Below are 8,011 nucleotides of genomic sequence, written 5' to 3'. Positions count from 1 at the left end.
GGTTCTCCCATTCAGTTGGCCTCCTTCCGTCTGCCCTCACCTGAATGATCCCTTCATAATAGCTTCCGCTGATTCGGCAGCAGCGATCGCACTGCTCCTTCCCCCAGATGATCAGGGTTTTGTACTTCCCTGTCTTTGGTATGCCGTAACATTCACCACTCAGTGTTATATAAGCCTGCGAACGGTTCGAGCTTAATTCCTGGATCTCCATCTCAACGGCGGGATCTTTGATATCCGGGTGAAACCTGATACCATCGATCACCAGAGATCGGCCAAGAACCTCCCGGTCCACAGGGCAGTCAGACCAGGTACTCCCCACTTTTCGTGATCCACAGGTGGGGCACATGATAGTTTTGACCCTTGGCTCCACCGTCACCCATTCGATCTCATGGAGACGACATGGTCCACAGAGACCCTCTTCCGAGGGTTTCCCGCATCGCGGGCAGATTGTTTGTTTGATGCTCATGGTGTCTGGTTATATGAACTGGGCATGCGGGACAGATCCGAACATCAGACAGGATGAGTCCTCGATACGGCCGAGTGAGATTGCGATCTCGACAACACGGCTCCCGATGATATTCGCATTACTCGCATGCCGGAGAGCATGCCGCACCTCTTCTTCGGTAGCAAGCGTCTCTCCATAGAAGTCTTTTGTGATTCTGATCTCAATATCGCCATAGGAAAGCGTCGTTCCAAGGAGTTCACGGTCACAGACGGCAACGACACGTCCTCCACCCGGCTCATCGTGGATCATCAGGTACATTCCATAGTATATGGATGGGATAATGCAAAAAGTATCGTCTGGTGTCAGAGGGAGATCTGAACACCATAGACCTTCTCCGGTACCCTGGCATGTATTCTCCAGACATCCTCTTCGGTGAAGTTGCCCGCTTCCAGATGCCTCAGGGTAAACCTGGGGACCGAGCGCGGACCAAGGACTGAACCCGGCCGGTCCCGCTCATCCATGTAATCGCTCTCCATCGTAAAGGACCGCCCTTCACGAGCAGCAGTTACAATATCCTCATGACTGGCGATGAACGAGGGGTGCAGAGGAGTGTCGGGTGTTGCAAAATGCTTCACCACCCGCTCAATTGAGATCCCCGCCTTTCCTGCCATCAAAACAACATCTTCACAGGGACCACTCTCAGCATGGAGCTGAACCGCACACCCGCAATCGGCGGCAAGTTCAAGTGAGGCATACAGAACCCGGTTTGATGCATCCCATACCGGAGCCTCCACCTCGTAGTGCGGCCTCCCACTTTTCAGACCGATAGCAACCCCTTCTGACACATATTCCGCAGCCACTTCAAGTGCACCGATCATCAGTGCTTCGGCTTCCGAAAGGCTCATCCGTTCTGTCAGCCGTGATATCTCAGCCGGATGCACACCGAGGACAGGGAAGGCAACAACCCCCTCACGGCAACACTCCTCAGCAGTTGCAATCGTCCTCTCATAGACCACACGAAAATCATTCGGAGAAGTCGGAGAGATCCCATATGACCATGACGGCTTCGTTACAAGGAAGATATGAGTTCCTCCGGATCGGGAGAACTCCCTGACAGCCCGGATACCTATCCCGTTTTCAGGATCGATATGCATGTGATCGTCTGTGATCGGAAAGCGATTGTTCTGCATATCAATCGATGATCGACATCATGGGGTAGCCGTTCTCATACCTGAGTGCAGCAGTACATGTCGCATCCCCCACCTTCGTCGAGACGCGGACATCAAACATCCTTCCTGAGACCTCAGAATATCCAAACGGGTTTTCAAGCATCACGGAACGGTCAAGATGAACCCGGACATCCGTTACATACGGCTGAAGTTTCACCGCAGACGCAATAGCTGCCTCAACGATCTCTGCGGTCTCCGGGGAGACCGGGGTGCCGACGAACTGGTGGTAGAGGGCACCAAGTTTTATTGCTGCTTCAAAGACTGCAATCTCTCTCTCTGTTGGCATGGTAGAATCACCTAAATTAATTTAATCAGCCCGTTTCTTGGAGAAAGGGCTTCCCCGCCCCTGAGAAGCGATTCGATCTGTTTCTCGATCGCATCACGTGCAAAACCCTTCTGGCTCAGGATATCAATTATCTGATCTGTTCTGGCAGTACCGGTATCATCACCGGACTGGCGGATCGTCTCTTTGATGCTCCTGATCAGATCCCTGCTCTGCTTTGATACACCGGTGATAATCTTATCGATATCAAACGATCCCGTCTGAGGATCATAGGCGACCTTTCGGAGACAGTTATCCACGATCTTGATCACCCTGATTGCATCATCCCTTTCTATCGATGTCGAAAGCCTTGTCCGTGCACTCGCCTCGGCAAGACGTACAAGCGCCTCAAGCTGGCGGGCAGTTACCGGAACGGGTTTATCAGGAGATGCAAGACCTCTGAGCTTCATATAATACTCAACGAGTGTCTCTTTTGCCTCCTGGGTGATGATCGGAAACGCATTTCGCTTTGCATATGCGATGTACTTCCGAAACATCACCGGATCGATCTCAGGTGTGACCGGGGCGAGCTCTTTTAGGATATACGCTTCATCAACACCCTTGATCGGGGTCTTCTTATGCTGCATAATCAGCTCACCAACAGAATGCGCTTTGAGAATATGCTGGGCAATCGCCTCATCCCGCTGCTTGTCAGACTTATCAGTCATGATAAAGATGAGATCAAAACGTGAAAGGAGAGATGGGGGCATGTTAATCTGTTCAGATATCCCGACATACTCATCAAATCTTCCGAGTTTTGGATTCGCAGCACCAAGGAGTGCGCACCTTGTTTTGAGTGTTGCAGTGATCCCGGCCTTTGCGATTGAGATAGTCTGCTGTTCCATCGCTTCATGGAGGGATGAACGGTCATCCTTCTGCATCTTGTCCATCTCATCGACTGCTGCAACACCCATGTCGGCAAGCACGAGTGCACCTGCCTCAAGTGTCCATTTGCCGTCTCCAAACTCATCTTTAACAGCAGCAGCAGTAAGACCGGCGGATGTTGCGGATTTTCCTGAGGTATAGATACCGCGGGGAGAGAGTTTCACCACATACCTGAGGAGCTGGGATTTGGCAATACCGGGATCTCCGACAAGCAGAACATGGATATCACCACGAAGTGTGCTCCCATCCGGCATCTCTTTTGCAATACCACCGAAGAGTTGTAAAGAAACCGCCTCTTTGACATCCTCGTTTCCATAGATCGTCGGTGCGATGGAATGTGCAATCTTTCTATAGAGGTTTGGATCTTGTGAGAGCTCAAGAATGGCCGCCTCATCCTCTTCTGTGATATTCACCTCTTCGAACTCTTTCTCACCAAACTCGATGGAGTTGCAGTCGAGATAGATATCAAATGTGGTGCTCTTTGTACCGCCGGTCATCCGCTGGATCGACTTTAGGATTCCATTCACAATGACCCGATCTCCTGGTGCCGCAAGACCAGTCAGATCATCGGTTGCATCAATATCAAGGATCTGTGGCTGTTCACCACCGCGAAGTCCTTCCGGAGTCTCCTGTATTCGTATCTTCTGAGCATCGACAAACTTTGACTTGAGATGAACAAGTTCAAGCCTCTTCTGGGTACAGTCTGCCATACCGCAGCTTTCAGGTTCAACAAATCTGCCGTATCCCTGCTCACGAAGGGTCATATGGCCATTTGGACACCGGAATACCGCCTCAACGATCCTTGGCCGGACCTCTGTCGTCTTTCTGATGATTCCATCAACCGAGACGAAGGTGTTCATCTGTTCAGATCTGATATCACGGACAAGCGTCTTTCTGGGGAGGTTAACGAACCTGATATTGATCCGTGGAATGATGTCATGTGCATCTTTTCGTGCAAGAAGGTTATGGGCACGCAGAGCATCCCGCACCTCAGCAAATACCTTATTTGGATAGCTTAAAAGCTCATCTGCAAGTTTTACACCAGTCTTTCCGAACTTCTGAAGAGTCTCGTAATTAATGATGAGCGACCGTTTATAGGGAAACTCACGGCCAATTGTCCGGATCTCCTGTTTATATTTCTTCGAAAGGAAATCCGCCCATTCTTTTGACTTATCGACGACTTCAACGTCAAAATCATCATCATCAGGATTCAATGTACTTCCATCCCTCTCGTCTTCATTGCAGAGAGAACAAACCGTGCGATCATCGCTTCCATCTGGAGATCGCTGTGTGCACCTTCCGAGATACGGTAGTCTGCCTCACCTATATGGTCAATAAGTTCTACTTTCAGCAGCTGATCAAGCTCCATCGAGACGAGATGCCGGTAGCACTGGCCAAGGAGTTCATTTGGTGCAATACCCCTCCCCCTTATGAGAGATGAAAGGTGCCTCGCCGCTCCTTCAAAATCTCCCGAGAGTGAGAGTGATATGAGCCCCTCGATCTCCTCAGGCCTCGCGTTTGAGGTGATCTCATAGATCTGCTCTTCAGTGATCTCGGAAGTTACGATCGCAGCACCCTGAAGGGCATTGATCGCCTTTCTCATATCACCCTGTGCGATATAGACTATTGCATCTTCTGCTTTTTCAGTAATGGTGAGACCTTCGTTTGCGGCAATTCTCCGGACCTCTTCCTTTACATCCCCGGATGTGAGAGGTTTAAACCGGTAGATAGCACACCTGCTCTGGATCGGATCAATGATCTTTGAGGAGTAATTGCAGGAGAGTATAAACCGACAGCTCTGTGCATAGTTCTCCATCGTTCTTCGCAGGGCCGCCTGCGCATCGGTCGTTAATGCGTCGGCCTCGTCAAGGAAGAGCACCTTGAATGTGGCCGAGCCCATAGGGGATGTCCGTGCAAACTGTTTGATCTGATTTCTGACAACATCGATCCCTCGCTCGTCTGATGCGTTCAGTTCACGGAAGTTCATCCCCCAGTCCTCTCCGAAGAGCTCCTTTGCAAGAGCAACCGCAGCTGTCGTCTTACCGACACCCGGGCTCCCGGTGAAGAGGAGATGAGGTAGGCTTCCCCTCCTTACATAACTCGAAAGGCGCTCGACGATATCCTTATGTCCGACCATATCCGAGAGTCGCCTCGGGCGGTACTTCTCGATCCAGATGCCGTGGATATCCTCCATACATGATCATTGGATCGCACCTGATGAAAAGTATACGTCTAAACGATACTCTGATGACTCACGCGGTATAAACTATCAAGCAATGGTGTATGAAACTGATCCTGTTGGCTGGGTCTTCGCGGATGAGTGTCATCGTGCAAGGCGTGGGCGGGACGGTTTTGTCACCCCGACAGGTGCTCTCATTAACCGACTTTTTTGCATCGGTGTTCTGACGGAAGTGCAGGTGCAGAACAGCCGTGCGGTCGAAGCACGCATAAGTGATCCGACCGGAGGTCTCTCTGTCTCGGTGAACCGCTCATGTCCGCATGTTGCAGACCTCCTTGCGGCAACAGAGCCCCCGGCATTTGTTGCACTCTCAGGTGAACTCGCACAGAAGGGCACTGAGGAGATTCGTTTGATAGCAGATTCCTGCCAGATTGTTCAGCGAACAGATCGTGACCGGTTCATCCATCTCTGCGCGGAAGATACGATAAAAAGGCTCGAGGCGGTCCGGGAACTATCAGATGAGCATAGAGAGATTGCAGAGATGGTACGGAGGGCATTGTCTGTGACGGGAAGCTTACAGGAGATGGCAGGGCCGCCGGTGGATCGAAGAGAGCAGATGGTTGAGATTCTCACATCTCTATCAGGTCCGAAAGGGGCAATGCTGGAAGAGGTGATCCGATCTGCAGGGGATGTGGGTATCAGTGAAGCCGAGGTTAAAGCAGTCCTGACCGGACTCCTTGAAGAGGGGGACTGTTATATGCCTACAACTGGCACAATACGGTTGCTATGAAGCCAGGCTTTCTTCCGGAAGGTCCAGCTCTATTAATCAAACGCACACGTTCAATCCTTGTTATAGCTGATATACACCTCGGTGTCGAGAGTGCACTCGATCGGAGAGGATGGCATTTTAAAAGCAGTACTGATGAACGCCTCTCCCGGATAGTTACATGTATAGAGGAGACAGATCCTGAGATCCTGCTCATTCTTGGGGATCTGAAACATTCTGTCCCTCAGGTGACATGGCAGGAGCATACGGAGATTCCAAAGGTGCTTGATGCGATCCGGAAGAGGGTGGATATCAGGCTCCTTCCCGGAAACCATGATGTAGGAATTGAGCGGTATATGGAAGATGAAGAGATCCTTCCAAAGAATGGAACAGTCATCGACGGAACCGGATATCTCCACGGCCACACCTATCCGTCTCCCGAACTGAACGGCCACCTTATCCTTGCCGGTCACCATCATCCTGTCCTCCATCTCTATGATGAAGTCGGTTGTTCCCTCAGGGGAAACCCGGCATATCTCCTCAGTGAAGTGGATGAGGGGATTCTCAGAATGGAGCCGACAGGAACCCCGACCCGCCTCCTCCTCGTCCCTGCCTTTTATGAGTACGCAGGAGGGATTGATATCAGAACAATCCCTGAAAGTGGCATATCGCCCCTCTCAAAGAGTATCAGGATAGAGACTGCTGAGGTGTTTCTCCCGGATGGAACCTATATCGACACCCTCGGATCCCTCCGATCCGATCTCAATAATCGCCCTTCTGGATGAGCGGATCAGATCCGCCCTTGATAAACGGGGTTTTACCGACCTCTCAGAGATCCAGCTCCGCGCGATCCCCCCACTCCTGAGAGGAGATAATCAGATTCTGATCGCCCCTACCGGAACCGGGAAGACCGAGAGTGCGATGCTCCCGGTCTTTCATTCGATCCTGTCCGGGGGGAAGAAAGGGGGATTTCAGGCACTCTATATCACCCCGCTTCGTTCACTGAACAGGGATATGCTCTCCCGGCTCACCTGGTGGTGCGGGGAGCTGGGATTGACCGTCGGTGTGCGGCATGGCGACACCACAATGGCAGAGCGCCGCCGACAGGCGCTGAAGCCACCTGACCTGCTCATCACGACACCAGAGACCGTCCAGTCGATGATGATGGGGTCGAGGCTCAGGAAGCATCTTGCCAATGTCAGGCATGTGATCGTTGACGAGATTCATGAGCTTGCAGGTGGCAAACGCGGAGTTCAGCTTGCAATTGCACTCGAGCGGATCTGCGAATATGCAGGTGGGTTTCAGCGTATCGGGATCTCTGCAACGGTTGGAAATCCAGACACAGTTGGATCGTTTCTCTGCGGCAGACGTCCTTTTGCAATCGTTGAGGTGCCGGTAGCTTCCAGACTTGCCCTGACTGTCATGTTTGGGAGTGAGCGATTTGATGAACAGGTGAAAGAGATCGAGGGCACAATTGAGGAGAACCGATCAAGCCTCATCTTTGTCAATACTCGATCGGTCGCCGAGGCTATCGGCCATCATCTCATCTCACGCGGCGATGTTGAGGTCCATCATGGATCGCTTTCAAAAGAGGTCAGGATCGATGCTGAGGAGCGGTTTTCACAGGGTGCAATCCGGGGTCTTATCTGCACAAGTTCGATGGAGCTTGGGATCGATATCGGTCATATCGAGCATGTGGTTCAGTTCGGGTCACCACGGGATGTAGCCCGCCTGATCCAGCGGGTAGGCAGAGCCGGTCACCGGCTTGATCAGATCTCACGGGGAACGATCATTGCAACCGGGTTTGATGACCTCCTCGAATCACTCGTCATTGCACGGCGGGCGATCTCGAATCTGACCGAGCCGGTGAGCCCGCCTCTCTGTCCGGCAGATGTGATCGCAAACCAGGTGGCGGCGATCGCAGTTGAACGCGGTGAGTGTGAGATCGGGAAGATCCGATCCATTCTGTCGGGGGCATGGGCAGTATCCGGGTGCGGGAGCCTCCTTGACGACTGTATCGCCCAGATGGAGGAGCATCGCCTGATTCGGCGTGATGGTGAGGTAGTGATTACTACCGGTCGGGCCCGGAAGTATCTCTCTACAAATCTCTCGATGATCACCGACGAGAGGAAGTTTCCGATCCTGGATTATGTGACGAGGAGGACTATCGGGACACTTGACGAGT

The 8,011-nt window shown here is 52.0% G+C and carries 9 protein-coding genes; 3 read left to right on the top strand and 6 right to left on the bottom strand.

Annotation, left to right across the window (positions count from 1 at the left end; translation table 11 throughout):
• The 6 genes from Q7V06_RS08480 to Q7V06_RS08455 form a co-directional block, all read right to left on the bottom strand.
• The coding region (locus Q7V06_RS08480) for an NMD3-related protein (protein ID WP_304840548.1) at window positions 1-466 on the bottom strand (466 nt) is incomplete at its 3' end.
• 9 nt (window positions 467-475) lie between these two features.
• Complete coding sequence (locus Q7V06_RS08475; RefSeq protein WP_370650835.1) at window positions 476-754, bottom strand: DUF424 domain-containing protein; 279 nt, start codon at window positions 752-754, stop codon at window positions 476-478.
• 53 nt (window positions 755-807) lie between these two features.
• Window positions 808-1,635: a TatD family hydrolase gene (locus Q7V06_RS08470; protein WP_304840544.1), complete on the bottom strand. Its 828-nt coding sequence runs from the start codon at window positions 1,633-1,635 to the stop codon at window positions 808-810.
• 1 nt (window position 1,636) lies between these two features.
• A complete protein-coding gene (locus tag Q7V06_RS08465) occupies window positions 1,637-1,960 on the bottom strand; it encodes a dihydroneopterin aldolase family protein (protein WP_304840542.1) in 324 nt (107 codons plus the stop codon).
• Window positions 1,961-1,971: 11 nt separating this feature from the next.
• Window positions 1,972-4,095, bottom strand: a complete 2,124-nt coding sequence (locus Q7V06_RS08460) for a minichromosome maintenance protein MCM (RefSeq protein ID WP_304840540.1) — start codon at window positions 4,093-4,095, stop codon at window positions 1,972-1,974.
• Window positions 4,092-5,075 (bottom strand): replication factor C small subunit, encoded by a 984-nt coding sequence (locus Q7V06_RS08455; RefSeq protein ID WP_304840538.1) that lies wholly within the window; start codon window positions 5,073-5,075, stop codon window positions 4,092-4,094. The genes Q7V06_RS08460 and Q7V06_RS08455 overlap by 4 nt, the downstream gene beginning before the upstream one ends.
• Window positions 5,076-5,157: 82 nt before the next feature.
• On the opposite strand from Q7V06_RS08455, the gene Q7V06_RS08450 reads away from it, so the two are divergent.
• The 3 genes from Q7V06_RS08450 to Q7V06_RS08440 all read left to right on the top strand — a co-directional run.
• Complete coding sequence (locus tag Q7V06_RS08450; protein ID WP_304840536.1) at window positions 5,158-5,850, top strand: hypothetical protein; 693 nt, start codon at window positions 5,158-5,160, stop codon at window positions 5,848-5,850.
• Window positions 5,847-6,611: a metallophosphoesterase gene (locus tag Q7V06_RS08445; protein ID WP_304840533.1), complete on the top strand. Its 765-nt coding sequence runs from the start codon at window positions 5,847-5,849 to the stop codon at window positions 6,609-6,611. The genes Q7V06_RS08450 and Q7V06_RS08445 overlap by 4 nt, the downstream gene beginning before the upstream one ends.
• Window positions 6,547-8,011: DEAD/DEAH box helicase (locus Q7V06_RS08440; protein WP_304840531.1), on the top strand; the 1,465-nt coding region annotated here is incomplete at its 3' end. The genes Q7V06_RS08445 and Q7V06_RS08440, both read left to right, overlap by 65 nt.

It is taken from the genome of Methanocalculus sp. (genome assembly GCF_030651615.1).
GTDB lineage: Archaea > Halobacteriota > Methanomicrobia > Methanomicrobiales > Methanocorpusculaceae > Methanocalculus.
Note: the sequence above shows the minus strand (reverse complement) of the source record. Positions and strands in the feature narration are given on the sequence as shown.